The sequence below is a fragment of the Streptomyces sp. 3-6 genome (assembly GCF_056323165.1).
In genome coordinates this window covers 145,433-171,980 of sequence record NZ_JBWHZP010000001.1, presented here as the reverse complement: position 1 = coordinate 171,980, position 26,548 = coordinate 145,433, and the positions used below count along the sequence as shown (strand labels likewise).

The window sequence follows — 26,548 nt, the reverse complement described above, 5'->3', positions numbered from 1 at the left end:
CACGGACCGGCCCGCGGGTCGGGCGGATGTGTCCCTGGGACAAAGTTGAGCAGGCCGCCGGGGCTCGCGGGGCGGTTTTGCGGAACGTCCACCACCGAGGGCGGATGTTTCGGCCGATTACGGATGCAGAAGCACCAGATCGTCCCTGTGTACGACTTCCCGTTCGTACGCGGGTCCGAGATCCCGGGCGAGTTCGTGGGTGGAGCGGCCGATCAGCCGAGGGATCTCCTTCGCGTCGAAGTTGACCAGTCCGCGGGCCACCGCACGGCCCGTGGTGTCCCGCAGCTCGACCGGGTCACCGGCGCTGAAGTCGCCGTCGACGCCCGCGATGCCGGCCGGCAGCAGCGACATGCGGCGGTCGACGACCGCGCGCACCGCCCCGTCGTCGAGGGTGAGCGAGCCCTGCGGGGTGGACGCGTGCTGGAGCCACAGCAGCCGGTCGGCGAAGCGCCGGCCGGTGGGGTGGAAGAAGGTGCCGGTGTCGTGGCCGGCGAGTGCGTCGGCGGCGTGGACGGCGCTGGTGAGCACCACCGGGATGCCCGCGGCGGCGGCGATGCGGGCGGCCTCGACCTTGGTGACCATGCCGCCGGTGCCGACGCCCGCCTTCCCGGCGCTGCCGATCTCGACGTGGGCGAGGTCCCCGGGGCCGTGCACCTCCGATATCCGGGAGGTGCCGGGCCTGGCGGGGTCGCCGTCGTAGACGCCGTCCACGTCGGAGAGGAGCACCAGCAGGTCGGCGTGGACGAGATGGGCGACGAGGGCGGCGAGGCGGTCGTTGTCGCCGAAGCGGATCTCGTCGGTGGCGACCGTGTCGTTCTCGTTCACGATCGGGAAGGCGCCCATGGCGAGGAGTTTGTCCAGGGTGCGCGAGGCGTTGCGGTGGTGGGCGCGCCGGCTCATGTCGTCGGAGGTGAGCAGCACCTGGCCGACCCGCACGCCGTAGCGGGCGAACGAGGCGGTGTAGCGGGCGACGAGCAGGCCCTGGCCAACGCTGGCGGCGGCCTGCTGGCGGGCGAGGTCGCGGGGGCGGCGGGCCAGCCCGAGGGGGGCCAGCCCGGCGGCGATGGCACCGGAGGACACGAGGACGATCTCCCGCTCGCCGCCGCCCGCCCGGCTCCCGCCGGCCCCCTCGGCCGAGGCTCCGCGGGCGCCCCCTTGGCCGCGCACCTTGGCGAGCACGTCGACCAGGGCGTCGACGCGGTCCGCGTCCAGGCCGCCCGAGGCGGTGGTCAGCGAGGAGGACCCGACCTTGACGACGATCCTGCGGGCCCCGCTCACGGTGTGTCTTGCCCCTGCCACCTTGCCGCCCGTCCCCTCACGTAGACCGCCTCGCCGCAAGGCAATCTACGTGAAACGGATGTGCGGCGGGGCACCGGTCCATGCTGCGGACAGCTCCGGGCCGCCGGTCAGGAGGGAGTGGCGACGGCGAACAGGCTGTCGAAGTTCTGGCGGTAGGCATCGTGCGGCGCCGCCCCTTCCAGCCGGAGCATCGCCTCGTCGTTGTCACGCAGCGACGACTCGTCCAGATTGTGCGAACCGGTGAAGGTCCACTTGGTGTCCTTGTGTCCGGCGTAGTTGCCTTCGATCAAGAAGTATTTGGAGTGGACGAGATACCCGTCGGCGGTGCTCAACCGACGCAGGGCGATGTTCTTGTGCCCGGAGAGTTTACCGACGTCGTTGCTGTCGTTATAGACGATGCGTATGAAACATCCCTGGTCGGCCATCGACCTGAGCTTCTCGGCAACCGCGTCCCTGTGCAAGGCGAACGCCGCCACACGCACCGTGCCGCCCGCGGCGCACGAGAGATTGCCGAGGACGCCCACAACGATGTCTCCGGTCTGCTGCGGGAAGAAGTAGTACTTCTCCGTTCCCACCTTTCCGCTCCTGAAGTAGTTCGCGTTCTTCTTCATCGCCGCCAGATCGTTGAAGTAATCACGGTAGGCGGTGTAGAGCCCCGTGTTCCCGACGACCGTATAGGCGTTGTTCCAGTACTTCTCCGTGTTGAGGGAGGTCTGGTTCGCGGAGGTCTGGATCACCACGTCCTCCGCCTCTCCGGCGTTTCCGATGCGCGAGAAGGTGAAGAACTTGTTGTGATTGATCATGCTGCTGCGGCCCGTCGCGATGCAGGCGGCCCCCGTCGTGCAGACGTGCACCCACGAGTCCTTGGACTTGTCGGTCCCGAGTGCCGAGAGAAGGCTCTGGGTGGCCGCGGACGACTTGAATTTGGCGTCCAGGACCACCCGCACGGCAACGCCTCGCCGATGGGCGGCGACCAGGGCGTCGGTGTAGTCCTGGTCCTTCAGTGCGTAGAGGGCGGTCCGGATCATCCGGCCGCTCTGTGTGTTGTCGATCGAGGCGATGATGTGGTCCTTCACCGCGTTCTGCTGCGCCGCCGAGCCCTTGGGGTTGTTGAACACCGCGCCGGTACTGATCAGCGCGGCCTGCGGGGCCGCCACGGCGGGGGTGGCAGACAGGAGAAGGGCCCCGGCTACTACGGCCGCCACGGGCAGGCTGCTGGGCGTACGTCCGCGGTTGAACACGACGGCGATTCTCGCTTTCGTTGAGAGGGGTCGGGAGCACACCGATGCCCGCTGCGGTTTCCAGCGGGCATCGGCCGTGCGGGATCGGTCAGAAGTCCCGCATCACGCGCTTGATCCAGTCCAGGCTGTTGGGCACGGAGGAGTAGACCGTGCGCCCGGCCGAACAGTCGAGGGGATCCCCCTGCGGCAGCCGTGAGACCACGCCGATCTGGTAGCGCTTTCCGTCGACGAGCTTGAACAACGGACCGCCGGAGTCTCCGTGACACGGTTTCCCGTCGATCGCCGTGGTCAGGATTCCCGGGAAGGAATTGTCCACCACGCGCTCGGTGCCCCGGCGCAGCCGGTGATCGCTCGCCCCACTGGTCGAGTTGACTCCGTATCCGAACACGTACGTCGTCGCACCGATGACGGAGTGCGCCGTCGCCAGACGCACCGGCTCGGCATTCGCGGAACGGCTGAGCTTGATCAGCGCGAGATCGTGATTGTCACGTGACTTCGTCAGGGAAACGCTCACGACGCCCCCGCCGGTGTCCGCGTACACGCTCTTCACCCGCACCTTGAGCCTGCTGTAGGCGTACTTGTCCCCGTCGCCGCCATTGACCCTGACGCAGTGCTTGGCCGTGAGGATCCAGTAGTTGTCGACTATCGACCCGCTGCAATGCGGCGACCCGTCGAGTGATATCGCGGCCATACCACGGGATTCGGGCTTCGTACCGCCGATAATCAGCGGCCCGACCGTCCCGTCCCCGTCGCCGACGGAGGGCGTGGTCAAGACCCCCTGACTTTCCTGGGCATGGGCCGAAGCAGGCAGTCCGGCGAACGACAACAGGAGTGCCGCGAGCGCGACGGCGGGACGGATTGTCTTCTTACGCACAGTCAACTTCCCCTGACATGAGTCCTGGTGCTGCTGTTACTCGTGTGCTTGACGTGGCCATGAAGCTACCGCAATGCATTTGCGTAATGTTCGATTCCGCACTCGGAAGACCGGAACCCGACGGACTGGCTCAAAGCGGCATCTCGTCTCCCGCGACCACTCCCCGGATACGCGCGTGTCGTTGGACGGTCACCGCCCATTAACCTGGGCGGACGACCTGGTCCGCCCCGACGCTCCTGGAGTGACCGCAGTGCCCGAACCCTCGTCCCCACGGCGGCACACCGCCGCCAAGCTCCTCCTCCTCGCCGTCCCGGCGGCCGCCGTGGTCGCGCAGGCAGCCGGTGCACTGCTGCCGCACGCACCGCTGCTGCTGGGCGCGACCGCCGTGTCCCTGGCGGTGGAGGGCGCACTCCACCGCTGGCAGCCCGGCCTGCTGACGCTGTTCGCCAAGTCCCACGCGGACGTCACCGTCCGCCAGGTGCTGCGCGATCTGCTGCTCGTGGTGGGCCTGCTCCGGCTGGACGCGCAGGACCAGGAGGGCACCTACGCACCGCTGGTCGCGGGTCTGCTCGTCTTCTACGCCCTGCACTGCGCCATCCAGGCCGTGTCGGTCCTGGTCCGCCGGACCCGCACGCTGCCCGTCGTAACCCGCAACATCGACGCCTCCGCGCTGCGCCTGTCGCCCGCCCCGGCCACCCTGCTGCGCCGCCCGGGCCACCGGCTGCTGATCTTCGGGCTGCCGGCCACGGCCGGGCTCGCCTCCACCGCGGTCGGCGGCGTCCCCGGGTGGGTCGCGCAGGCCGGTGTGGCCCTGTCCGTGCTGCTGGGGCTCGTCGGTCTCGGCATGCTCCTGGTCCGGCTGCTGCCCGGACGGCGGCCGGCGGGCGAGCAGGAGGTGCTCGAGTGGTTCGACGCCTGGCTGGCCGAGTACAAGCCGACGGTCGGCCTGTACTTCTCCGGCGGCCCCTCCTCGGCGTACCAGGCGAACATGTGGCTGGAACCGATCGCCAAGCTGAACGCCCGGCCGGTGATCATCCTCCGTGAGCGGTTCATGGTGCCGCGGATCGCTCCGACCGACATCCCCATCGTGTGCCTGCCCAAGGTGTCCACGCTGATGCGGCTGGAGCAGTCCACCCTCCAGGTCCTCATCCACCCGTCCAACTCCGGCAAGACCTCGCAGGTGCTGCGCATCCCGACGATCAAGAACACCTTCGTCAACCACGGCGAGAGCGACAAGCTGTCCTCCTGCAACCCGTACGCGAAGGCGTACGACGAGGTGTGGGTGGCCGGTCCGGCGGCCCGCGAGCGGTACGCGCTGGCCGAGGTCGGCGTGGAGGACAAGGACGTGGTGGAGATCGGCCGTCCGCAGCTGGACGCGGTGCGTCCGTACGCGGGCCCGCCCACCGGGCCGTACACCACCGTGCTGTACGCGCCCACCTGGGAGGGCTGGGACGGCAACCCGGGCAACACGTCGGTCGTCGAGGCCGGGGAGAACCTGGTGCGGGCGCTGCTCGCCGACCCGGGCGTCCGCCTGCTGTACAAGCCGCACCCGCTGACCGGCTCGGTGGACCCCCGGGCGGGCGCCGCCGACCTGCGCATCCGGGAGCTGATCCGGGCCGCCAACCGTCGCCGCAACGGCCCCCGTCCCGCACCGTCGGGCGAGCTCGCCCGGCTGACCGCCGAGCTGGACCGGCTGACCGCCACCACGTACCGCGAATCCGCCGACCAGGTCGAGCGGATGCGGGCGCAGTCCGCGCCCGAGCCCGGCCGGGCCGAGGCGGTCGCGCGGACGACGGCGGCCTGGGAGGAGGCGTACTGGGCGTCGCTGCCGGAGTGGGAGCACCAGATCGTCACGGACGTCCGCCCCGCGCTGTACTCCTGCTTCGACGTGGCCGACCTGCTGATCAGTGACGTGTCCAGCGTGATCAGCGACTTCCTGGCCAGCGAGAAGCCGTACGCCGTGGCCAACACCAGCGGGCTGTCCGAGGAGGCGTTCCGCCAGGCGTTCCCGACGGTGGTGGCGGCGACGGTGCTGACGCCGGACGCGGCCGGCATCCCGGCCCTGCTGGAGTCGGTGCGCAAGCCGGAGCTCGACAAGCTGGCCGCGGCCCGCGCCGAGCTGAAGGTGCGCCTCCTCGGCCCGGCCGAGCCCAGCTCCCAGCAGCGCTTCGACGACGCCGTGCAGGACCTGTGCAGGGCCGCCGAGGAGCACCGCGCCCGTGCCGTCCAGCGCCTCATCGCGGAGCTCCCCGCCCAGCGCGGCCAGTCCCCCGCGCAGACCCAGGCCACGGTCTGAGGACCCGGGCCACCGTCTGAGGCGACCCGCCCCGCCGGGCGGGTGCCGCCGGAACGCCGCGGGCCCGGGACGGGGGCCGCGGCGTTCCGGACGTCCGGGCCCGTGCCGTCGCACGGGCCCCGCGCGCATCCCGGTCGCGGCGCACCGGCCCCGACGGTGCCCACCGCGGCGTGCGGGCCGGCCGGGGCCGTCCGGCCCGGGAACACTCGCGGGCGGCGGCCCGACGGCGCCCGCCGCGGCCCGCCCGCCCTGTCGGTCCCGGTCCGCTCACGCCGCCGCCGAGGTGCGGTCCCGGGCGGGCTTCGCCCCCGTGGACAGCAGCCGGCGGGTCCGGCGCAGCACGCGCCGCAGCGGGGTGCCGCCGGTGTCCTCGCGGTAGCCGGGCACCGCGCGCGCCTCCCGGGGGCCCGCGAGGTAGACGGCGTCCGGCACACCGGACGCCCGGTCGCGGAAGTGCGGGTAGGCGAGGTACACGCGGCGCCCCCGCCGCTCCAGCACGGCCGGCGGGTGCCGCTTGGCGCGGAGGAACTCCACGACGTCCAGGAGGGGTTCGAGCCGCTGCCGGGCCACCAGGTGCAGGCGCAGCCGCTCCTCCACCTTCAGCCGCCGGGCGACGCCCTCGGTGAAGTGCACCTCCATCAGCGGCCGGGCCAGCTCCAGCTTGTGCCGGCGCACCTGGTCGGTGTCCTTGAGGAACCGGGGCCCGAACTGGGGCAGCAGGGTGATGGTGAAGGGCCGCAGCATCAGCTCGTCGCGCCGGGGCCCCTCCGGCACGAGGTCGGCTATCAGGTTCATCAGCATGCGCGCGGAGTCGAAGCGCAGGGTGTAACTCCCGCTCTTCGTCACGTGCTTGCCGTCCTCGCGGCCCACCAGGTAGTAGCAGGTGTAGTCGGCGAGCACGGACACGCCGTCCGCCCGCAGGTACGCCTCCATGGTGAACAGGGCGTCCTCGCCGGTGAACAGCGACTCGTCGAACCGCATGCCGTGCCGGTCGAGCAGGGCGCGGCGGAACAACTTCTGTGCGCTGAGCGTGTACTTGATGCGCGAGGAGTGCACGTCGGTGCGCTCCAGGGTCCTGCCCCACATGGACTTCGGCGCGTTGCGGTTGACGCCCTCCACCCGCCCCAGGACCACGTCGGTGCCCGCCCGGTCGGCCAGGGCGACCATGCGTTCCAGGGCCTCGGTGCCGAGCCGGTCGTCGGCGTCCAGGAAGAAGGCGTAGCGGCCGGTCGCCCGGGCCAGGCCGACGTTGCGCGGGCCGCTCGGCCCGCCCGAGTTCCGCTGCCGGATGACGGTCACCGGCATGGGCGCCCGGTCCGCGAACGCTTCCAGGTACTCCCCCGTGCCGTCCGTCGATCCGTCGTCGACGGCGACGACCTCGATGCGTTCCGGGCCGATGGTCTGTGCCTCCACCGAGGCGAGGCACTCGACCAGGTACGGCATCGCTTCGTACGCCCCGATGACCACGGTGACATCAGGCTGCGCCACGGTCACGTTCCCCCCTCATGACTTCCCCCTCATCAATGGAACATTTCCCCCGTATCACTTCATTCGCTACCTGCAAGACGGGAGTTCGAAGAGGGCGGTTGCCTGGCACCCCGGTTTCCGTGCCCCAGGTCACACGGGCCCGTTCCGGGCGACGGGGGACGGGCGTCCAGCCGGGCGGGTACGACGAAGGGCCCGGCCGGAGGGGGAGCAACTCCCTTCCGGCCGGGCCCTCTTGCAGCGCGGCGGGCGGTCAGCCCGCGGTGATGTCGTCCGCGTCGCCGTTCGCGGTCGCCCGTTGGACCGGGACCGCGTCCGCCATCTCGACGTCGGGTCCCCCGGTGCTGATCCGGGACTGCTGGCCGAGGTTGCGCGTCTCGGCCTTCAGCGCGAGCTGCGCCACCGCCGTGTTGAACTGGGTGAGGGACGGCGGCTCGTCCGGACCCAGCAGGTAGCGCTTGAGCTCCCGCCGGTCCTCGGCCAGCGGGTCGGCGGACGGGTCGCGGACGGCGTCCAGGAGGCCATCCAGCCCGGTCGCGTCGTTGTCGAGGATCACTGCGGCCCGCACCGCCGTGTTCTGGCGCTTGAACTCCTCCGCGCCCAGCTCGGCGGAGTCCGTGACCGCGTACGGCTTGCCGCTGGCGATGAAGTCGGACACCACGCTGGAGATGTCGGAGACCATCGCCTCGGAGACGTTGAAACAGTCGTACAGAAGCGGTTCGGCACCGGTGATGACCCGGTGCTCCCAGTCGGGGAAGGAGCGCCAGTAGGCGTCGTTCCACTCGGTGCGCAGCCGGGCGGTCTCCTCGTGCCGGACCATGTCGACCAGGCCGTCGCGGGTGGCCTCGGCCTCGTCGCCCCGGTCGCCGCCCACGGTCAGCTCCGCCAGCCGGGCCTCGATCCGCGCCAGGTCCGCCCGGGCGTCGGCCTGGGCGGCGGTGTCGGTGGTGAAGCGCGGGTCGGCGGCCCGCTCGGCGGCGGCCTGCTCCACGAGTTCGGTGATCCGCTGGTGGGCGGCCTTGGCCCGTGCGCTGCGGGTGCCGGTGAAGGGGTGCGGCTTGTACAGGACGCGGACCGGGGGCTCGGCCCGGACCAGCCGGCGCACGATGTTCTCGCCGGCCAGCAGGATCGAGGTGTTGCCCGGGTTGTCGTCCCAGCCCTCCCAGGTGGGGGCGTACAGGACCGTCGGCACGCGGTCGCCGGGCGGGCCCTGCCAGGTCCGGATCGGCGCCAGCTGGGGGCGGCCGACCTCGACGATGTCGTCGTCGCGGACGCCGACGTCGGCGATGGCGTAGCGGTCCCGGCCGGCCCGGCCGGCGGTCCACACCTCGTCGTAGACCTTGCTGTACGGGTTGACGCTGGCGATCTTGTCGCTGTCGCCGTGGCCGATGAAGACGTGTTTCATGGTGGGCACGCGCAGCAGGTGGATGTTCTTGCCGACGTTGGCCGCGTACAGCGCCACCCGCACCGTGGACAGGTCCATGTTCATCAGGTGCACCCCTCCGGGCACGCAGACGACGGGGACTGTGGTGGGTGCCAGCTTCTCCAGTATCACGCGCTCGCGCAGGATGATCATCGGACGCGTGTCCAGCTGCTCCATGGTCTCCAGCCACATGTTGACCTGGTAGGCGGAGTCCTTGGAGCCGGAGAAGTACAGCACCGTCTCGGGCCGGTACTCGCTCAGCCAGGCGTCGAGGGCTTCGAGCACCCGGTCGGCGTTCGGCGGGATCCGGCCACTGCGCAGGTACGGCATGAGCACCAGCACGTACAGGGTGCTGAGGGCGACCGTGGCGGCGATGCCGGCGAAACCGATCAGGGACGAGTCGAGGTGGGCCGCGGCCAGTATGCCGACGACCGCCAGGAGGTCGAGGTGCAGCATCTTCTCGCCGGAGCGGTGCAGCAGCAGTTGCGGCGGCGCGTCCGGGATGCGGATGCGGGCGGCCAGGTCGACGTTGCGCGTGGCGACGGGCATGCGGCGCCGGTTGCGGATCAGCGTGGTCAGGGCGCCCTGCGCGGCCTGGAGTCCGTAGAAGGCGATGAAGCAGGCGATCGCCCCGTAGTAGATCAGGTTGTCCGCGAGGTCGAGGCGGGCCAGCAGCAGGACCAGCAGCAACTGCCTGATCAGGAAGCGGATCGGCAGCCCGGCGCGCACCTTGCCGAGGCGGTTGATCAGGTAGCTGCCCTTGAGGTGCAGATAGTGGTCCGCCAGGTACGTGACGGCGGCCGCCGCCGCGAAGGCGGGCACGTTCGGGACGAGTGCGGCCACCATGAGGCCGGGATATCCCAGCAGCATGAGGACCGCGGCGGCCAGTTCCGCCGCGCTGCCCACCCGGGCGACGCGAATAGCAGTGGTTATCACGGGGAAACCTGCTCTTGGAAGGGGAGTTCCGGTTCTGTGCCTGTGGTGATTTACTGAAGGACGGATTCAGGCCCCCGCGAAACCCCGTTGTTCACGGGAGACCGCAGGGGCCTGAATTACCGGAGCCTATTTGCGAGCAATTATTACACGCCGTCCTGACGGTCCAGCACCGAAGCGAGGGCCTGTTCGAAACCGGACGCCCGCTGGGCACCCGCCGTCGGATCCTGCTGACGCACGTCGATGACATGGCCGGTGAGCTCGGAAAGCAGCACGTCGAGAGAGGTGCGGGCCACCGCCTCGGACGAGAGCAGCGTGTCCGCCGGCTCCTGTCCGAACGCCTTGGTCCGCATCGGCGTGGCGGTGCGTTCCGGGTTGACGCAGTTCACCCGGACGCCCTCGCCGGCCCACTCGTCGGACAGGGCCTGGGTGAGGTTCACCATGGCGGCCTTGGTCGAGGAGTAGAGGCTGTACTCGGCGCGACCGCGGGTGTAACTGCTGGAGGTGTACAGCAGCAGCTGTCCCTTGGTCTCGGCCAGGTACTTGTACGCGGACCGGGCGATCTGCACCGGGGCCAGGTAGTTGACCTTCAGTGCCTCCTCGATGGTGGCGTTGTCGGTCTCGGCCAGCTTGCCGATGCGCAGCACGCCCGCCGTGTTGACGACGAAGTCGATGCGCCCGGTCTCGGCGTACGCCCTGGAGAGCGCGTCGTCGACCTCCTCCGGGTTCTCGACGTGGGTGCCGGTGGTGGAGCGGCCCAGCGCGTACACGGTGGCTCCGTAGCCCTCGGCCATCCGTGCGATGTCCTGGCCGATGCCGTAGGAACCGCCGAAGACGACCAGGGTCTTGCCGGTGAGCAGCCTGCGGTAGGTCTCCTCGCCGCTGCGCTCGGGCGTGGCGGTGGACGCCAGCTGGAACAGCTTGTCGGCGATGAAGACGTCGACGGGCTGGGTGACCTTCATGTTGTACTCGTCGCCCGCGACGACGTGGATCGGCACGTCGGGCAGGTACTTGAGTACGACCGAACAGTCGTCCGTGGCCTGGAAGTTGGGGTCGTCGGAGGCGACCTCGTAGGCGCGGCGGATGGTCGACAGCTTGAAGGCCTGCGGGGTCTGGCCGCGGCGCAGCCGGGAGCGGTCCGGGATCTCGGTGATGAACTCGCCGTCCTCGCCGTGCGTGCGCGTGACGATGATGGTGTCCGCGGACGGGATCGCCACGTCGACGGCCTGGTAGCGCTCCAGCGCGGCCACGCAGTCGTCGATGACGCGCTGCGACAGCAGCGGGCGCACCGCGTCGTGGAAGAGGACGTTGAGGTCCTCGCCCTCGGCCAGCCCCTCGCCGAGCGCGGCGATGGCGCGTTCGGTCGTCTCGTTCCGCGTCGAGCCGCCCTCGATGACCCTGGTGACCTTCGTGAACCCGGCCTTGGCGACGATCCGCTCGACGTCGGGCACGTAGCCCGGCGCCATCAGCACGATGATCTCGTCGATCGAGTCGGCCTTCTCGAACGTGGTCAGGGTGTGCTCGATGACCGCCTTGCCGGCGATCTTCAGCAGCTGCTTGGGAATCGACAGACCCACGCGCTGTCCGGTACCGCCGGCCAGGATCACTGCGGTGGTACGGGGTTTGGCTATGTGCTGGGACACAGGTGACCTACCTCGGGGCGACAGTGAACTTCAAAATGGTCCCACTCGTGGTAACCGCGGTGCAAGGCGACCGTCCTCCTCTGCATATCCGCACGCAACCCTTCATTCACAGAAGACCCCTGACCGTGGATGCCGGTTCCCTGAACCTTCGATGAATTGCTGTGAGTAAGTACACAGAAGTCATTCGATTGACGCGTGTGACCTCCGTGAGGGCACCGCGGAGGGTGCTCCGGAACGTCTGCGGAGCAGCGAGGACGGTAGCTGCCCGGTGACGGACGGTGGGCGCGGGGGTGCGGGATCTTCACGTCCCGCGAAGGCGGGGTGCACCAGTTCTTCATACACCCTGCCCGCGGCTCGTCCGGCCCGGGCGGGGAATGCGACGCGCGGCGTGCCCCTTTTGCCGCGCAATTCATTTATTAGCATCCGGCAGCTTTTCGGCCTTGCCGGGTGCGGGGCGGCGGTCTGCATGCCGTGAGCCCGGGACCGCGGGCGGGCGGTCCCGGGCTCACGGCACGTCGGGCGGGGGTGCGGGGGGACGGCGGGGGGCGCGGGGTGTGCGGGCGGGGCTCGGCTCGCGGTGGTGCGCCGGGCGCGGTGCCCGGGCGCGTCCTCGCGGGGCGGGCGCGGGGCGGTGCGTCCCGGCGGGGGCGGCGGAGGGCGGCTCCGGGCCCCGTGACCCTGGCGGCCCGTGGCCCGGGGCACGGGCGGGCCCGGGCCACGGGCAGGCCCGACCGGCCGGCCCCGCCGCCGCGCCTCCGCCGCCGCGCCCGCGCCGCTACACCAGGCGGACGCCGGGCCTGCCCGCGTCGACCCGGAGCCGGGCCAGCGTGCGGGGGACGGCCCGGGGCCGCAGCACGGTGTCCACGACCCGCACGCGGGCGTCGATCCGGTCGGGGCGGATGTCGAACAGGTGGTAGCCGCGGTGGGCGTCGAGCAGCTTCCAGTGCGGGTTGTCCGGACGGCGCGGGTCCCACTCGGCGCGGAAGGCGGCCTGGTCCTGGTCGCCGTTGCTGGAGACGGAGGTCCCGACGAACTCGGCGCCGACGACCGGGGAGCCCGGGTCGGCGAAGTCGGCCCGCAGGTCGCTGACCATGGTCAGGTGCCGGTCGCCGGTGAGGACCACGGGGTTGTCCACCCGGCGGAACTCCCGCAGCACGGCGTTGCGTTCGGCCTGGTAGCCGTCCCAGGCGTCGTAGTACCAGAGCTTGCCGGGGCCGGGGCGCAGGTCCGTCTCGGCCATCATGATCTGGGAGGCGATCAGGTTCCAGCGGGCGGTCGAGCGGCGCAGGCCGTCCACCAGCCACCGCTTCTGCGCGGCGCCGAGCATGGTCCGGGACGGGTCCCGGGCGCCTTCCTGGCCGGTCGCCTGGTCGCTGCGGTACTGGCGGGTGTCGAGCACGTTCAGCCGGGCGAGGCGGCCGAACTCCAGCCGCCGGTACATGCGGATGTGCGGCCCGTCGGGCACGGCGGTGGCACGGACCGGCATGTGCTCGTAGTACGCCCGGTAGGCGGCGGTCAGCCGGGCCACGAACGCGGCGTGCGGCTGGGCACCGGGGTCCTGGGGGATCTGCCCGGCGAAGTCGTGGTCGACCTCGTGGTCGTCGAAGGTGACGACGAAGGGCGCGTGGGCGTGCATCGCCGCCAGGTCCGGGTCCGAGCGGTACTGGGCGTACCGGTTGCGGTACTGCTCCAGGCTGTACGGCTCCCCCGCCCCCTCGTGGCGGCGTACGGCGGTCGCGGACGGGCCCGACTCGTAGATGTAGTCGCCGACGAAGACCACCACGTCGGGGTCCTGCGCCAGCATGTCGGCGTACGGGGTGAAGTAGCCGTGCTGCCAGTTCTGGCAGGAGGCGAGGGCCATCCGCAGCCGTCCGCCGACGGTGTGCGGGGCGGGGGCGGTCCGGGTGCGGCCGACGGGCGAGAGCTGCCCGCCGGTGCGGAAGCGGTACCAGTACGGGGTTGCGGGGCGCAGGCCGCGCACGTCGACGTGGACGCTGTGCCCGGACGCGGGCCGCGCCTGCGCGGTGCCCCGGCGCACGATGCGCGTGAACCGGGCGTCGGCGGCGACCTGCCACTCCACGGGGACCCGCCGGCCGGGCATGCCGCCGCCGTGCAGCGGGTCGGGGGCCAGGCGGGTCCAGAGCACGACCCCGTCGGGCAGCGGGTCGCCGGAGGCGACTCCCAGGGTGAACACCCCGTCGGGCAGCCGGAGGGGGACGGCGGCGCGGGCGGGTCCGGGCACCCAGACCGGGGCGGAGGCCGCGGTCCCCAGGACGGCGGCACCGGCGGTCAGGACGCGTCGGCGGTCGGGCCGCGGTGTTCCGGTCATCGGCGAACTCCCTTGCCTCGTCTGCCTGGTGGACAAGGGGAAGGTCGCCGTCGGGGCGGTCCGCGCACTGAACACGGTGGGGCGCGTCCATGACAAGAGGTGGGACAACAGGAAACCCGCCGCGGCACGGGAACGGCCCGTGGCCACGACGGGTCACCGCGGTGAGCGGCGGGCGACACCCGGCGCCCCGGGGGCCCAGGAACGCGCGGTGGAGCGGGACCCCTCCCCGGCCCGGCGGGGAGGGGAGGGGAACCCCGGCTAGAAGGGCTCGAAGCCGTCGTACTCCCGCTCGGCCTCGTCCCGTTCGGCCTGGCGGTCGCGCCGGCGCTGGGCGGCCGGGCGGGGCGCCTCCAGGCGGTGGTCCTCGCCGCGGCGGCCGAGCATCTCGGCGCCGGCCATCACGGTCGGCTCCCAGTCGAAGACGACCGCGTTGTCCTCGGGGCCGATGGCCACGCCGTCGCCCGGGCGGGCGCCGGCCTTCATCAGCTCCTCCTCGACACCGAGGCGGTTGAGGCGGTCCGCCAGGTAGCCGACGGCCTCGTCGTTGTTGAAGTCGGTCTGCCGCACCCAGCGTTCGGGCTTCTCGCCGCGCACCCGGAACAGCGGCTCGCCGCCCACCTCCTCGCGGGTGACGGTGAACCCGGCGTCGTCCACGGCCTTGGGCCGGATGACGATCCGGGTCGCCTCCTCCGCGGGCCGGGCGGCACGCGCCTGCGCGACCAGGTCGGCCAGAGCGAAGGACAGCTCCTTGAGGCCCTTGTGGGCGACCGCGGAGACCTCGAACACCCGGTAGCCGCGCTCCTCCAGGTCCGGCCGGACCATGTCGGCGAGATCCTGGCCGTCGGGGACGTCGATCTTGTTGAGGACCACGATCCGGGGCCGGTCGCCGAGGCCGCCGTACTGGCGCAGCTCCTCCTCGATCACGTCCAGGTCGGAGACGGGGTCGCGGTCGGACTCCAGGGTGGCGGTGTCCAGCACGTGCACGAGCACGCTGCACCGCTCGACGTGCCGCAGGAACTCCAGCCCCAGCCCGCGCCCCTGGCTGGCACCGGGGATCAGGCCGGGCACGTCGGCGATCGTGTAGACCGTCGACCCGGCGGTGACGACCCCGAGGTTGGGCACCAGCGTGGTGAACGGGTAGTCGGCGATCTTGGGCTTGGCGGCCGACAGCACCGAGATGAGGGAGGACTTGCCGGCGCTGGGATACCCGACCAGGGCCACGTCGGCGACGGTCTTGAGCTCCAGGACGATGTCCCGCAGGTCGCCCGGCTCACCGAGCAGGGCGAAGCCGGGGGCCTTGCGCCGCGCGGAGGCGAGGGCCGCGTTGCCGAGTCCGCCGCGTCCGCCCTGGGCAGCGACGTAGGAGGTGCCCTGCCCGACCAGGTCGGCGAGGACGTTGCCCGCCCTGTCGAGGACGACGGTCCCGTCCGGCACCGTCAGCACCAGGTCCTGGCCGTCCTTGCCGCTGCGGTTGCCGCCCTCGCCGGGCTTGCCGTTGGTGGCCTTGCGGTGCGGGGAGTGGTGGTACTCCAGGAGGGTCGTCACGGACTGGTCGACGGTGAGGATCACGTCCCCGCCGCGTCCGCCGTTGCCGCCGTCGGGTCCGCCGAGCGGCTTGAACTTCTCACGGTGGACGGAGGCACAGCCGTGGCCTCCGTTACCCGCGGCGACATGTAGCTCGACGCGGTCCACGAAGGTGGTCATGGTGGGGTGCCTCCAGAGACGTCCGATGAGTGTCTTGTCTTAACACGCGAAAGGCGGACCCGCCTTCCCGCCGGGGGAAGTGAGGTCCGCCTCGCGCAAGCTGTCCGATCAGGCGACCGGAACGATGTTCACGACCTTGCGGCCGCGGCTGGTGCCGAACTCCACGGCACCCGGCTGCAGCGCGAACAGGGTGTCGTCGCCGCCACGGCCGACGCCGGCGCCCGGGTGGAAGTGGGTGCCGCGCTGGCGGACCAGGATCTCACCCGCGCTGACGACCTGACCGCCGAAGCGCTTCACGCCGAGCCGCTGGGCGTTCGAGTCGCGGCCGTTCCGGGTGGACGATGCGCCCTTCTTGTGTGCCATCTCTCCTCAGTCCCTTACTTCGCAGCCGCGGGGATCTCAGTGACCTTGATCGCCGTGTACTGCTGGCGGTGGCCCTGACGACGGCGGTAGCCGGTCTTGTTCTTGTAGCGCAGAATGTCGATCTTCTGGCCCTTGTGGTGGTCCACGACCTCGGCCTGGACCTTGATGCCGGCCAGCACCCAGGGGTCGCTGGTCACGGAGTCGCCGTCGACGACGAGCAGGGTCGAGAGCTCGACCGTGTCGCCCACCTTGGCGGTGGAAATCTTGTCAACCTCAACGATGTCGCCGACAGCAACCTTGTGCTGGCGACCACCGCTGCGCACGATGGCGTACACGCGGATCTCTCTTTCGCTCGAAGAACGGCACCCCCGCAGGCCAGCCGCCGGGCATGGACACGGACGACCTCTTCCGGGCACCGCGGCACCCGGAAGGAAGAGGTTTACGGGGATGTGGCGGGTCAGGCGACACGCCGACGGTCAAGGTTACGGGGGCGGGGCGGGGCGGGTCAAACCGGGCCCTGGGGGGCCCGGACCGGCGTACGGTCCGCGACGCGTGGACGGTCCCCCGTCGCTCGACGGCGGCTTCCCGCGGCCTGCCCGTCCGTGCCGCGTGGGCGGCGGGACCGGGGCGGCGCGGCCCGGCACCTCCGCGCCCAGGGCGCGCGCACCCGGGCGGCACCGGCTCGCTCGTGGCCAGCCCGTGGCCGCGCGGCTCAGGCCGCCAGCAGGTGGGCGCGTCCGAACATCTGCGCCGCGGCCCGCGCGCTCGGGGTGCCCGCGTCCAGGTCGGCGCCGGCGTCGAGCAGCACCCGCACGACCTCGTCCGCGCCCTTGAACAGGGCGCCCGCGATCGGGCTCTGGTCCCGGTCGTTGCGCAGGTCGGGGTCGGCGCCGAGGCGGAGCAGGGCGCGCACGGTGTCGGCGTGGCCGTGGTAGGCGGCGAGCATCAGGAGGGTGTTCCCGGCCGCGTCGGTCACGTCGACGGGCAGGCCGTGCTCGACGAAGCCGGACAGCTCCCCGGTCTCGCCGGCGCGTGCCAGGTCCATGGCGATGGCCACGACGCGTTCCGTCTGCTCGGCGGTCAGACCGCTGCTCATGGAGGTGTCCTGCCTTTCAGCGTGGGTCGTTCGGGCGCCGGCCGGGTCCGCCGGCCGCCCGTCGGGGTGGGACGGGCGCGTTGCGGTCACGTGCGTGCCGCGGCCCGCCCGGAGGTCACGGCTCAGAGGGTGCCGGCGGCCAGGGCCTCGATCGCCTTGCGCACGCCCTCGCCGTAGGCCGGGTCGGCCTTGGTGCAGTTGGCGATGTGGCGCGCGACCGTCTGCTCCGAGGCGCCGTTGATGGCGCGCGCGGTGTTCTCGAAGAGCACCTGCTGCTGCTCGGCCGTCATCAGGCGGAACAGGTTGCCGGGCTGCTCGAAGTAGTTGTCGTCGTCCTCGCGGTAGTTGAACCGGTCGGCGACGGCACCCACGGCGAGGGCCGGCTCGCGGTAGGCCGGCTGCTCCTGCCAGCGCCCGTAGGAGTTGGGCTCGATGCCCGGGACGGAGCCCTGGTTGCCGTCGACCCGCATGGCGCCGTCGCGGTGGTAGGTGTTCACCGGGGCCTTGGCGGCGTTGACCGGGATCTGGTGGTGGTTCACGCCGAGGCGGTAGCGCTGGGCGTCACCGTAGGAGAAGAGGCGGCCCTGGAGCATCTTGTCGGGCGAGTAGCTGATGCCCGGGACCACGTTGGCCGGGGTGAAGGCGGCCTGCTCGACGTCGGCGAAGTAGTTCGCCGGGTTGCGGTTGAGCTCCCACTCGCCGACCTCGATCAGCGGGTAGTCCTTCTTCGACCAGACCTTGGTCAGGTCGAAGGGGTGGAAGCGGTAGTTCTCCGCGTCCGCCTCCGGCATGATCTGGACGTACAGCTTCCACTTCGGGAAGTCGCCGCGCTCGATGGCCTCATAGAGGTCGCGCTGGTGGGACTCGCGGTCCTTGCCGACCAGGGCCTCGGCCTCGGCGTCGGTGAGGTTCTTGATGCCCTGCTGGGTGCGGTGGTGGAACTTGACCCAGAAGCGCTCGCCCTCGGCGTTGATGAAGCTGTAGGTGTGCGAGCCGAAGCCGTGCATGTGCCGGTACGTGGCGGGGATGCCGCGGTCGGACATGACGATGGTGATCTGGTGCAGGGCCTCGGGGAGGTTGGTCCAGAAGTCCCAGTTGTTCTCGGGGTCGCGGAGGTTGGTGCGCGGGTCGCGCTTCACCGCGCGGTTGAGGTCCGGGAACTTCAGCGGGTCGCGGAAGAAGAAGACCGGGGTGTTGTTGCCGACCAGGTCCCAGTTGCCCTCCTCCGTGTAGAACTTCACGGCGAAGCCGCGGATGTCGCGCTCGGCGTCGGCGGCGCCGCGCTCACCGGCCACGGTGGAGAAGCGGACGAAGAGGTCGGTCTTCTTGCCGATCTCGGAGAAGATCTTCGCGCTGGTGTAGCGCGTGATGTCGTGCGTGACCGTGAAGGTGCCGAAGGCGCCCGAGCCCTTGGCGTGCATCCGGCGCTCCGGGATGACCTCGCGGTCGAAGTGCGCGAGCTTCTCGAGGAACCACACGTCCTGCAGCAGCATCGGGCCGCGCGGACCGGCCGTCAGCGAGTTCTGGTTGTCGGCGACCGGCGCGCCGGCGGCGGTGGTCAACGGCTTCTGGTTGTTCTCGGTCAAAGCTCGCTCCTCGGCGTGTGATGCGTCGCGGGTGGGCCGGGCCCGGCAGGGCCGGCGGCCGTCCGAAGTCTCCGCGCGGGCTGCTGCGCGGCCCGCCGTCGGTCCCACCCTATGTTGGACTCAGTCTAAGTCAAGGCTGTTTTCAGAACCATATCGACTCTTGAGCTGGGATGGATCGCGGCTTAGGCTGGGCCCATGACTGATCTTCTGCAGAGGCTGCGCGACCGCGGCTGGCGCCTGACCGCCCAGCGCCGTGTCGTGGCCGAGGTCCTCGGCGGGGAGCACGTCCACCTGACCGCCGACGAGGTGCACGCCCGCGCCTCGCAGCGGCTGCCGGAGATATCCCGCGCGACGGTCTACAACACCCTGGGCGAGCTGGTCTCGCTCGGCGAACTCGTCGAGGTCTCCACCGACCAGCGCGCCATCCGCTACGACCCGAACGCCCACCGGACCCACCAGCACCTGCTCTGCGACGGCTGCGGCACCATCCGCGACGTGCACCCCACCGGCGACCCCCTCGCCGACCTCCCGGAGTCGGAGCGCTTCGGCTACACGGTCTCCGAGGCCGAACTGACGTACCACGGCCTCTGCCCGGACTGCGCCGCCTGAGGCGCGGTCCGCGCCCCGCCGTCCGCCACCGGACCGGCCCGCTCGCCCCGTCACGCCGTCCGCCACCGGACCGGCCCGCCCCGCCGACACCGCCCGGCGATCCCACTCCGTACGTTTCGCCCCTTATGCTCACCGCGCGAAGGACGGCGGAAGGCGGCGACGTGAACCACAGGATCCAGCCCGGCGCGCAGGTCGACGACAGCGCGGTGATCGGGGCGGGCAGCAGTGTCTGGGAGCTCGCGCAGATCCGGGAGGACGCACGCCTCGGCGAGCGCTGCGTGATCGGCCGCGGCGCCTACGTCGGCCCGGGCGTGCGCATGGGCGACGACTGCAAGCTACAGAACCACGCCCTCGTCTACGAGCCGGCCGAACTCGGCGACGGTGTCTTCATCGGCCCGGCCGTGGTCCTCACCAACGACCGCAACCCCCGGTCCGTGGACCCCGGCGGCCGGCAGAAACGGGCCGGGGACTGGGCGGCGGTCGGCGTGCGGATCGCGGACGGCGCCTCGGTCGGCGCCCGGTCGGTGTGCGTGGCCCCGGTGCGCGTCGGGCGCTGGGCGATGGTCGCCGCCGGGGCGGTGGTCACCCGGGACGTGCCCGACTTCGCCCTGGTGGCCGGTGTCCCGGCCCGGCGGACGGGCTGGGTGGGGCGCGCCGGGGTGCGGCTGACCGAGCGGGAGCCCGGCGTGTGGGAGTGCCCCGCGACGGGCGCCCTGTACGACGAGGAGGACGGCGCCCTCACCGAGCGCACCGCACCGCCCCAGGCCCCGCGGCCCTGACGCGCCGGCCAGCGGCCCGCCGTCCCCCCCGGCCTCAGGCGTCGGCGCCCCCTCCGCCGATGACCACCCGGCGGACGCCTTTCCACGCCTCGGGGTCGGTGGTGCGCCGGCCGTCGACCAGGACCCGGACGCCGGGCAGGTCGGCGGGGGTCAGCGTGCGGTACTCCGGGTGGTCGGCCTGCAGGACGGCCGCGGTGACCTCCTCACCGGCGTGCGGGGTCAGGCCCAGGGCGGACAGCTCCCCCGCGGTGTACAGCGGGTCCGAGACGTACGGGACCGCCCCGCGGGCCCGGAGCGCCCGCACCGTCGGGAAGACCCCGGAGAACGCCGTCTCCCTCACTCCCCCGCGGTAGGCCGCGCCCAGCACCAGCACCCCGGCCCCGGTCAGGTCGCCGTAGGCGGCGGCCAGCAGGTCGACGGCGTGGGCGGGCATCGCGGCGTTCGCCTCACGGGCGGAGCGCACCACGGTCGCGGCCGGGTCGTTCCACAGGTACATCCGCGGGTAGACCGGGATGCAGTGGCCGCCGACCGCGATGCCCGGCTGGTGGATGTGGCTGTAGGGCTGCGAGTTGCAGGCCTCCACGACCTTCTGGACGTCGATGCCGTGGCGGTCGGCGAAGCGCGCGAACTGGTTGGCCAGGCCGATGTTGACGTCCCGGTAGGTGGTCTCGGCGAGCTTGGCCAGCTCGGCCGCCTCGGCCGTGCCCAGGTCCCAGACGCCGTTCGGGCGGGGCAGGTCCTCGCGGGCGTCGAAGTCGAGGACCGCCTCGTAGAAGGCGACGCCCCGGGCGGTGGAGGCCGCGTCGATGCCGCCGACCAGCTTCGGGTAGCGGCGCAGGTCCGCGAAGACCCGGCCGGTGAGCACCCGTTCGGGCGAGAAGACCAGGTGGAAGTCCTCCCCCGCGGTCAGCCCGGACCCCTCGGCGAGCATCGGCGCCCAGCGGGTGCGGGTGGTGCCGACCGGCAGCGTGGTCTCGTAGGAGACGAGCGTGCCCGGCTTCAGGCCCTGGGCGATCGCCCGCGTCGCGGAGTCCATCCCGCCGAAGTCCGGTACGCCGTCCGCGTCGACGAACAGCGGGACGACCACGACGACCGCCTCCGAGGCGGCCACCGCGGCGGCCGTGTCGGTGGTGGCGCTCAGCAGCCCGGCGTCGACGGCCGCCTTCAGCCGCACGTCCAGGTCGTGCTCGCCCGGGAAGGGCTCGGCGCCGGCGCCGACCCGCTCGACGACCCGCTCGTCGACGTCCGCGCCGACGACCCGGTGGCCCTTGGCGGCGAACTGCACGGCCAGCGGAAGCCCGATCTTGCCGAGCGCCACCACACAGATGTTCATGACCGGGGGTCACTTCCTCTTGACGGCACGGGAGACGGCGGACCGCACCCGGGAGGCCCGGGACGTCCTCGGCGGGTGCATCAGGGCGGTGGAGACCACCACGCGGCCCTGGGTGTCGAGGGTGGCGGAGGCACGCCGCGGCTCGTCGGTGCCTCCCCAGCGGCGGGACAGCGGCATGGGCTTGCCCCTGCCCCGCACGGGTATCTCGTACGTCGACCCGGCCACGTCCAGGTACACCCGCACGCCCAGCCGGGCGTCCCGCCGCTCCAGAGGGACGCGGGCGTGCAGCACGGTGGCGGCACCGCCCTCGGCGGGCTCCGGGCGGTGCTCGCCCACGGGCCCGGGCAGCGGGTGGCCGGCCGGAAGCCGCCGCGCCCCGGGCCGGTCGGGAGGCGGGGGCACCTCCCCGGGGACCAGACGCAGCACCGCGCCGTCCACGTCACCGAGGACGGGCAGCCGCACCGAGGCCGTGTAGGCGATGCCCCTCTCCGACTGCTCCCAGCCGGAGGCGAGCAGCTCGGTGCCCTGGGCGAGCCGGCCGGGGACGGCCTCCCCGAGGAGTTCGAAGCACCGGTCGGCCAGCCCCGTGCGGGGGTCCCGGAACCCCGGGTAGCGGGCGTAGGCGCGGTCGCCGTCCAGCACGAAGGGCGGGGGGCCGTGCAGCTTCTCGGAGGTGATCGCCTCGCACAGCTCGTCGACCGCCCCGGCGCGGGCCAGGCAGATCCGCACCCGGCGCCGGACGTCCATCGCGTCGCGGATGCCGTCCGTGAAGTAGGCGTCCGCGAGCCGGGCGATGCCGGCGCACAGGTCCCGCTGGAGGGCACGGTCCAGACCGGGGAAGTCGTCCTGGACGAGCTTGGCCAGCTCCCAGGTGAAGTGCCGGCGCAGCACCGCGTCGCGCTCCTCCCCCGGCTCGATCAGCCCGGCGGTGAAGTCCATGATCTCCGCCGTGCACCGCAGCCGGGCCAGGTGGTCCGCCCGGTAGGTGATGTTGCCGGCGTCGCCGCGCCGGACCGCGTAGTAGCAGGTGTAGTCGGCCAGCACGGATATCCTCCGGGCGCGCACGCACGCCTCGATGGTGAACGGCTGGTCGCTGCCCACCGGCAGGTGCTCGGGGAAGCGCAGCTTGTGCTGTTCGACCAGCTCGCGGCGGAACAGCTTGGTGTTGGACAGGGTGAACGGCAGGGCGGAGCCGTGCAGGCGGACGTCCGGGGCGTTCTCCCGGTACAGCGCCTGGTGGACGTAGCGGCCGTTGGTGCCGACCATCCGGCCGGCCACGACGTCCGAGCCGTGCGCGTCGGCGTAGGCCACCAGGCGCTCCAGGGCCTCCTCGCCCAGGTGGTCGTCGGCGCCGACGAAGAAGACGTAACGGCCGGTGGCGACGTCCAGGGCCCGGTTGCTGGGCGCCGCCGGCCCGCCGGAGTTCTCCTGGTGGATCACCCGGACGGTGCCCGGATACCGCTCGGCGAAGCGGTCGAGCTCGGCGCCGCTGCCGTCGGTGGAGCCGTCGTCGACGGCGACGACCTCCAGCCGGTCCCGTCCGATGCTCTGGCCCACCAGGGAGTCCAGGCACTCCGTGAGGTACGGCATCGTGTTGTAGACCGCGACGACCACGCTGACATCCGGTACCCCGCTCATGCCTGTGTCCCCGCCTCTCTCCGGCCGGCGCCGGACCGGGCGCCGGAACCCGTCAGCAGCTTCGAGTAGATCCCGTTCAGCCGCTCAGCCTGGGCCTCCCAGGTCCAGGTGTCCAGGAGTCCGGGCGCCTCGTACGCGGCCCGGTACCGCCCGGCGTCCCCCAGCACCGACTTCAGCGCGCGGGCGTAGTCCTCCAGGTCCTCGGCGCGGAACACCTCGCCCTGGCCGGTCCGCTGGACCGTCGCGCCCATCGTGCGCACGTCGCTGACGACGAGCGGCAGCCGGGCGTGCGCGTACTCGAAGAACTTGGTGATCAGGGCGATCTCGTGGTTCGGCCAGTGGTGGATCGGGATGACGCCGACGTCGGCCGCGGCGAGGAAACGCGTCACCTGGTGGTGCGGCACGTAGGGCAGGACGTGCAGCCGGCCGGCGACGGCCAGCGCCTCGGCCCGGGCCCGCAACGTCCTGACGTACCCGGACCCGGTGTCGGGGACGACGAGGACGGTGTGCACGTCCGGCACCAGCGCCAGTGCCTCCACCATGATGTCCAGTCCGCGCTGCGGGGCGGCGGAACCGCTGTACACGGCCAGCGGCACGCCGTCGCCGACACCGCACAGCTCCCGCAGGTCCGGCACCGGCTCCGCGGTCCGCTCGGCGGAGAGCGTGCCCTCGGGCGCGTTGAGCACGACCGTGGGGCGCTCGGCCAGGCTGTGCCGTTCCTGGAGCAGGCCGGCGAGGGTGTCGGACACGGTCACCACGGCGTCCGCGAAACGGGCGTACTCGCTCTCGTGCGCGCACTGGGCGACGTGCCAGCGCGGGTGCGGGTCCCACGGCCTGATGCCGGGCAGGAACTCGTGGGCGTCCCAGACCAGCTTGACGTCCCGGCCCCGGGCGCGGGCGCGCAGCGCGGCGCGGGCCCCGACGCCGAGCATGCGGAAGTCGTTGGCGTGGATCAGGTCCGGCTCCAGCCCGTCGACGACCGTGCCGTAGGCCAGCTCGAAGTCCCACAGGTGCGGGTCGAGCCGGCGCCAGGCCCTGACCCCCATCGTCGTCCGCCAGAAGGCGGTGGTGAGGCGGTCGAGCGCCGAGTCCATGGCCCTGCGCCGCCGGGCCAGCTGCTGCGTCCTGCGGTACCGCAGGCCCACCCAGGGCTGCAGCAGCCGGGCCAGGACGCGGGGCGGCAGCAGGCGCAGCCGGCCGAGGGCGGAGCCCTCGCTCCGGGCGACGGCCGAGCGGACGTGGAGGTCGGCGCGCCACGCCTTGACCTTCTGCCGGCGGTACGCGGCCAGCGGCCCGGGCCGGTAGGCCAGCGGTGAGCGCAGCGGCGCCCGCCGGAACTCGTGACGGCGCCGGAACAGTGGCGTGGGCACCGCGAGCAGCCGGACCTCGGCGTCACCGAGGCGCCAGGTCCGGCCCACGTCCTTCCTGCCGCGGGCCCGGCCCAGCAGGACGACGTCCCAGCCCGCCGCGGCGGCCGACCGGGCCTCCTTCTGCACCCGTGAGTCGCCGGTGACCCCGTTGTCGACGAGCATCACGATCCGGCCCCCGCGGGACCCTCGCGCCGTGCGGTTCTCAGCTGTCATGGCTGGTCAGACCCTCCGGGGTGAGCGAGATGCTGCGGTTGCCCGCCGCGGAGGCGAGCACCGCCGCCGCGACCTCCACCGTCCGCAGCCCCTGGCGCAGGGTGCAGATGTCGGCGGGCACGCCGAGGACCGCGTCCCGGAACAGCTCGTGCTCGACGAGGAGCGGCTCCCGCTTGGGGATGGCGTACCGGATCATGTCGCCCTCGGCGACGCCGCGGAAGGCCCGCAGGGCCTCCCATTCGGTGGCCACGGCGGAGTTGGAGTGGAAGGTCAGGTCGGCCGTGAGGGTGTCGGCGACGAAGCAGCCGCGCTCGCCGGTGACCGAGGTGAAGCGCTCCTTGAGCGGGCTCAGCCAGTTGACGAGGTGGTTGACCATGGTGCCGTCGTCGAGGCGCCCGACGGCGGACACCATGTCCTCGTGCTCGCGCCCGCTCTTGGAGACGGTGTGCGCCGCGATGGACACGTACTCCCGGCCCGCGACCCAGCTGGTCAGGTCGATGTCGTGGGTCGCCAGGTCCTTGACCACGCCGACGTCCGCGACGCGGTGCGGGAAGGGCCCCTGGCGGCGGGTGACGACCTGGAAGACGTCACCGAGCTCGTCGGCCTCCAGCCGGGCGCGCAGCGAGCGCAGCGCCGGGTTGCAGCGCTCGATGTGGCCGACACCGGCGACCAGGCCGCGCGACTCGAAGGCGTCGACGAGGCGGCGCGCGCCGGCCACCGTGTCGGCGAGCGGCTTCTCCACCAGCGCGCAGACCCCGGCCTCGGCGAGCTGCAGGCCGACCTCCTCGTGCCGGGCGGTGGGGCAGGCCACCACCGCGTAGTCGACGCCCAGACCGAGGAGTTCCCCGACGGTGTCCAGGACGGGCACGCCCTGCGCGGCGCCGTGCTTGTCGCCCAGGGGGTCGACGACCGCGACGAGGTCGACGCCCTCCAGGGCGGACAGGACGCGGGCGTGGTGACGCCCCATGGAACCGAGGCCGATCAGGCCGGCCCGCAGACGTCTCCCGGTGCTCACGGCTCCTCCAGCGAGTTCACGGCGTCCACGACGCGCTCCAGGTCCCGGCGCGACAGGCCGGGATGGACGGGCAGCGAGAGGACCTCGGCGGCGGCGCGGTCGGTCCGGGGCAGGTCCCAGGTCCGGCCCGCCCTCTGGTCCGGCTCCCGGTACGGCTTCAGCCGGTGGACGGGCGTCGGGTAGTACACGGCGGTGCCGATGCCGGCCCCGGCCAGGCGGGCCGCGGCGGCGTCGCGGTCGCCGCGGATCCGCACGGTGTACTGGTGGTAGACGTGCCGGGCCCCCTCGGCGACGGCCGGGGTGACCACGTGCGCCGCGGTGATGTGCCCGGTGAGGTACGCCGCGTGGGCGATGCGCCGTTCGGTCCAGTCGGCCAGCCGGGCGCGCTGCACCCGGCCGACGGCGGCACAGACGTCGGTCATGCGCAGGTTGGCGCCGACGACCTCGTGGGCGTAGCGCTGCTCCATGCCCTGGTTGCGCAGCAGGCGCAGGGTGCGGGCCAGCCGCGGGTCGGCGGTGCTGATCATGCCGCCCTCGAGGCTGTGCATGTTCTTGGTCGGGTAGAAGCTGAAGGCGCCGGCGTCGCCGAAGGTGCCGACCGGGGTGCCGTGCAGGGCGGCGGCGTGGGCCTGGCAGGCGTCCTCGACGACGGCCAGGCCGTGCCGGTCCGCCAACCGGGTGATCCGGTCCATGGCGGCCGGGTGCCCGTAGAGGTGGACCGGCAGGATCGCGGCGGTGCGCGGGGTCAGGGCCGCCTCGACGGCCGCCGGGTCCAGGCAGAAGCCGTCCGCCTCGATGTCGGCGAACACGACGTCGGCCCCGGCCAGCCGGACCGCGTTGGCGGAGGCGGCGAAGGAGAACGACGGCACGACGACCTCGTCGCCCGGGCCGATGCCCAGCGCGAGCAGGGCCAGGTGCAGCGCGGACGTGCCGGAGTTGACGGCGACGCAGTGGCGGCCGGCGACGACCTCGCCGAACTCCTCCTCGAAGGCGGCCACCTCGGGCCCCTGCACCACCCGCCCGCTGCGCAGCACGCGCACCGCGGCCTCGATCTCCTCCTCGCCGATGACCGGCCGTGCGGCCGGTATCGACGCGTGGGTGTCGGTCATCGTCGTCTCCCCTCCTCGTACGGAGGCCGGGCGGCGCACCTCGATGGGGACCCTGGGGACCGGGAACGAAGGGTCACGCACACGGCGGTCCAGGTCCGGACACGACGGCCCTGTCCGGGTCCGTGAGCGTGTCCGTGTCCGTGTCGGTGTCGGTGTCAGGGGGACGGGGCGCCGTCCGCCGGGGGCCGGGAGGCCGCGTCACTCTCGGGG

Annotated in this window: 20 protein-coding genes; 3 read left to right on the top strand and 17 right to left on the bottom strand. The window is 72.4% G+C overall.

Annotated features, from left to right (window positions below; all coding sequences use genetic code 11):
* Nucleotides 1-117 precede the first annotated feature (117 nt).
* The 3 genes from proB to AC02VZ_RS00650 all read right to left on the bottom strand — a co-directional run bounded on the left by proB (nucleotide 118) and on the right by AC02VZ_RS00650 (nucleotide 3,414).
* Nucleotides 118-1,299, bottom strand: coding sequence for a glutamate 5-kinase (gene proB / locus AC02VZ_RS00660; protein ID WP_476474227.1), 1,182 nt, complete (start codon nucleotides 1,297-1,299; stop codon nucleotides 118-120).
* 107 nt (nucleotides 1,300-1,406) lie between these two features.
* Nucleotides 1,407-2,540: a phospholipase D-like domain-containing protein gene (locus tag AC02VZ_RS00655; protein ID WP_476474226.1), complete on the bottom strand. Its 1,134-nt coding sequence runs from the start codon at nucleotides 2,538-2,540 to the stop codon at nucleotides 1,407-1,409.
* A gap of 88 nt (nucleotides 2,541-2,628) precedes the next feature.
* Nucleotides 2,629-3,414 carry a S1 family peptidase gene (locus AC02VZ_RS00650; RefSeq protein ID WP_476474225.1) on the bottom strand — a complete coding sequence of 262 codons (786 nt, stop codon included), beginning with the start codon at nucleotides 3,412-3,414 and terminating at the stop codon, nucleotides 2,629-2,631.
* 250 nt (nucleotides 3,415-3,664) lie between these two features.
* Between AC02VZ_RS00650 and AC02VZ_RS00645 the strand changes: the two genes are divergently transcribed.
* On the top strand, nucleotides 3,665-5,710 hold the full coding sequence (locus AC02VZ_RS00645; RefSeq protein WP_432057736.1) for a hypothetical protein: 2,046 nt from the start codon (nucleotides 3,665-3,667) through the stop codon (nucleotides 5,708-5,710).
* 267 nt (nucleotides 5,711-5,977) lie between these two features.
* On the opposite strand, the gene AC02VZ_RS00640 is transcribed toward AC02VZ_RS00645, so the two are convergent.
* The 9 genes from AC02VZ_RS00640 to AC02VZ_RS00600 form a co-directional block, all read right to left on the bottom strand.
* On the bottom strand, nucleotides 5,978-7,204 hold the full coding sequence (locus tag AC02VZ_RS00640; protein ID WP_476474224.1) for a glycosyltransferase family 2 protein: 1,227 nt from the start codon (nucleotides 7,202-7,204) through the stop codon (nucleotides 5,978-5,980).
* A 244-nt stretch (nucleotides 7,205-7,448) separates the two neighbouring features.
* Nucleotides 7,449-9,524: a hypothetical protein gene (locus AC02VZ_RS00635; protein WP_476474528.1), complete on the bottom strand. Its 2,076-nt coding sequence runs from the start codon at nucleotides 9,522-9,524 to the stop codon at nucleotides 7,449-7,451.
* Nucleotides 9,525-9,697: 173 nt separating this feature from the next.
* Nucleotides 9,698-11,194, bottom strand: a complete 1,497-nt coding sequence (locus AC02VZ_RS00630) for a D-ribitol-5-phosphate cytidylyltransferase (protein WP_432056728.1) — start codon at nucleotides 11,192-11,194, stop codon at nucleotides 9,698-9,700.
* Nucleotides 11,195-11,969: 775 nt separating this feature from the next.
* On the bottom strand, nucleotides 11,970-13,523 hold the full coding sequence (locus AC02VZ_RS00625; RefSeq protein ID WP_476474223.1) for an alkaline phosphatase D family protein: 1,554 nt from the start codon (nucleotides 13,521-13,523) through the stop codon (nucleotides 11,970-11,972).
* Nucleotides 13,524-13,781: 258 nt separating this feature from the next.
* On the bottom strand, nucleotides 13,782-15,227 hold the full coding sequence (gene obgE / locus AC02VZ_RS00620; protein WP_432056730.1) for a GTPase ObgE: 1,446 nt from the start codon (nucleotides 15,225-15,227) through the stop codon (nucleotides 13,782-13,784).
* Between the two features lie 108 nt (nucleotides 15,228-15,335).
* Nucleotides 15,336-15,590, bottom strand: coding sequence for a 50S ribosomal protein L27 (rpmA, locus tag AC02VZ_RS00615; RefSeq protein ID WP_362089699.1), 255 nt, complete (start codon nucleotides 15,588-15,590; stop codon nucleotides 15,336-15,338).
* A 14-nt stretch (nucleotides 15,591-15,604) separates the two neighbouring features.
* A complete protein-coding gene (rplU, locus tag AC02VZ_RS00610; RefSeq protein WP_006132815.1) occupies nucleotides 15,605-15,925 on the bottom strand; it encodes a 50S ribosomal protein L21 in 321 nt (106 codons plus the stop codon).
* 377 nt (nucleotides 15,926-16,302) lie between these two features.
* On the bottom strand, nucleotides 16,303-16,686 hold the full coding sequence (locus tag AC02VZ_RS00605) for an ankyrin repeat domain-containing protein (protein ID WP_432056731.1): 384 nt from the start codon (nucleotides 16,684-16,686) through the stop codon (nucleotides 16,303-16,305).
* Between the two features lie 122 nt (nucleotides 16,687-16,808).
* Complete coding sequence (locus tag AC02VZ_RS00600) at nucleotides 16,809-18,272, bottom strand: catalase (RefSeq protein WP_432056732.1); 1,464 nt, start codon at nucleotides 18,270-18,272, stop codon at nucleotides 16,809-16,811.
* A gap of 195 nt (nucleotides 18,273-18,467) precedes the next feature.
* Here AC02VZ_RS00600 and AC02VZ_RS00595 point away from each other — a divergent pair, with 195 nt between their 5' ends.
* On the top strand, nucleotides 18,468-18,881 hold the full coding sequence (locus AC02VZ_RS00595) for a Fur family transcriptional regulator (RefSeq protein ID WP_476474222.1): 414 nt from the start codon (nucleotides 18,468-18,470) through the stop codon (nucleotides 18,879-18,881).
* A gap of 161 nt (nucleotides 18,882-19,042) precedes the next feature.
* Nucleotides 19,043-19,660: an acyltransferase gene (locus tag AC02VZ_RS00590; protein WP_432056734.1), complete on the top strand. Its 618-nt coding sequence runs from the start codon at nucleotides 19,043-19,045 to the stop codon at nucleotides 19,658-19,660.
* A gap of 34 nt (nucleotides 19,661-19,694) precedes the next feature.
* Here AC02VZ_RS00590 and AC02VZ_RS00585 read toward each other — a convergent pair whose 3' ends face one another.
* From AC02VZ_RS00585 to AC02VZ_RS00565, 5 genes are read right to left on the bottom strand one after another with little or no spacing between them, the layout of a single operon-like run.
* Nucleotides 19,695-20,993 (bottom strand): nucleotide sugar dehydrogenase, encoded by a 1,299-nt coding sequence (locus AC02VZ_RS00585; RefSeq protein WP_476474221.1) that lies wholly within the window; start codon nucleotides 20,991-20,993, stop codon nucleotides 19,695-19,697.
* A 9-nt stretch (nucleotides 20,994-21,002) separates the two neighbouring features.
* The gene (locus AC02VZ_RS00580) at nucleotides 21,003-22,631 is read right to left on the bottom strand and encodes a glycosyltransferase family 2 protein (protein WP_476474220.1); all 1,629 of its coding nucleotides are present in this window, start codon (nucleotides 22,629-22,631) and stop codon (nucleotides 21,003-21,005) included.
* On the bottom strand, nucleotides 22,628-24,214 hold the full coding sequence (locus tag AC02VZ_RS00575; protein WP_476474219.1) for a glycosyltransferase family 4 protein: 1,587 nt from the start codon (nucleotides 24,212-24,214) through the stop codon (nucleotides 22,628-22,630). Before AC02VZ_RS00575 ends, AC02VZ_RS00580 begins: the two co-directional genes overlap by 4 nt.
* Nucleotides 24,204-25,229 (bottom strand): Gfo/Idh/MocA family protein, encoded by a 1,026-nt coding sequence (locus AC02VZ_RS00570; protein WP_476474218.1) that lies wholly within the window; start codon nucleotides 25,227-25,229, stop codon nucleotides 24,204-24,206. Before AC02VZ_RS00570 ends, AC02VZ_RS00575 begins: the two co-directional genes overlap by 11 nt.
* Nucleotides 25,226-26,338: a DegT/DnrJ/EryC1/StrS family aminotransferase gene (locus AC02VZ_RS00565; protein WP_476474217.1), complete on the bottom strand. Its 1,113-nt coding sequence runs from the start codon at nucleotides 26,336-26,338 to the stop codon at nucleotides 25,226-25,228. The genes AC02VZ_RS00570 and AC02VZ_RS00565 overlap by 4 nt, the downstream gene beginning before the upstream one ends.
* Nucleotides 26,339-26,548: the final 210 nt, after the last annotated feature.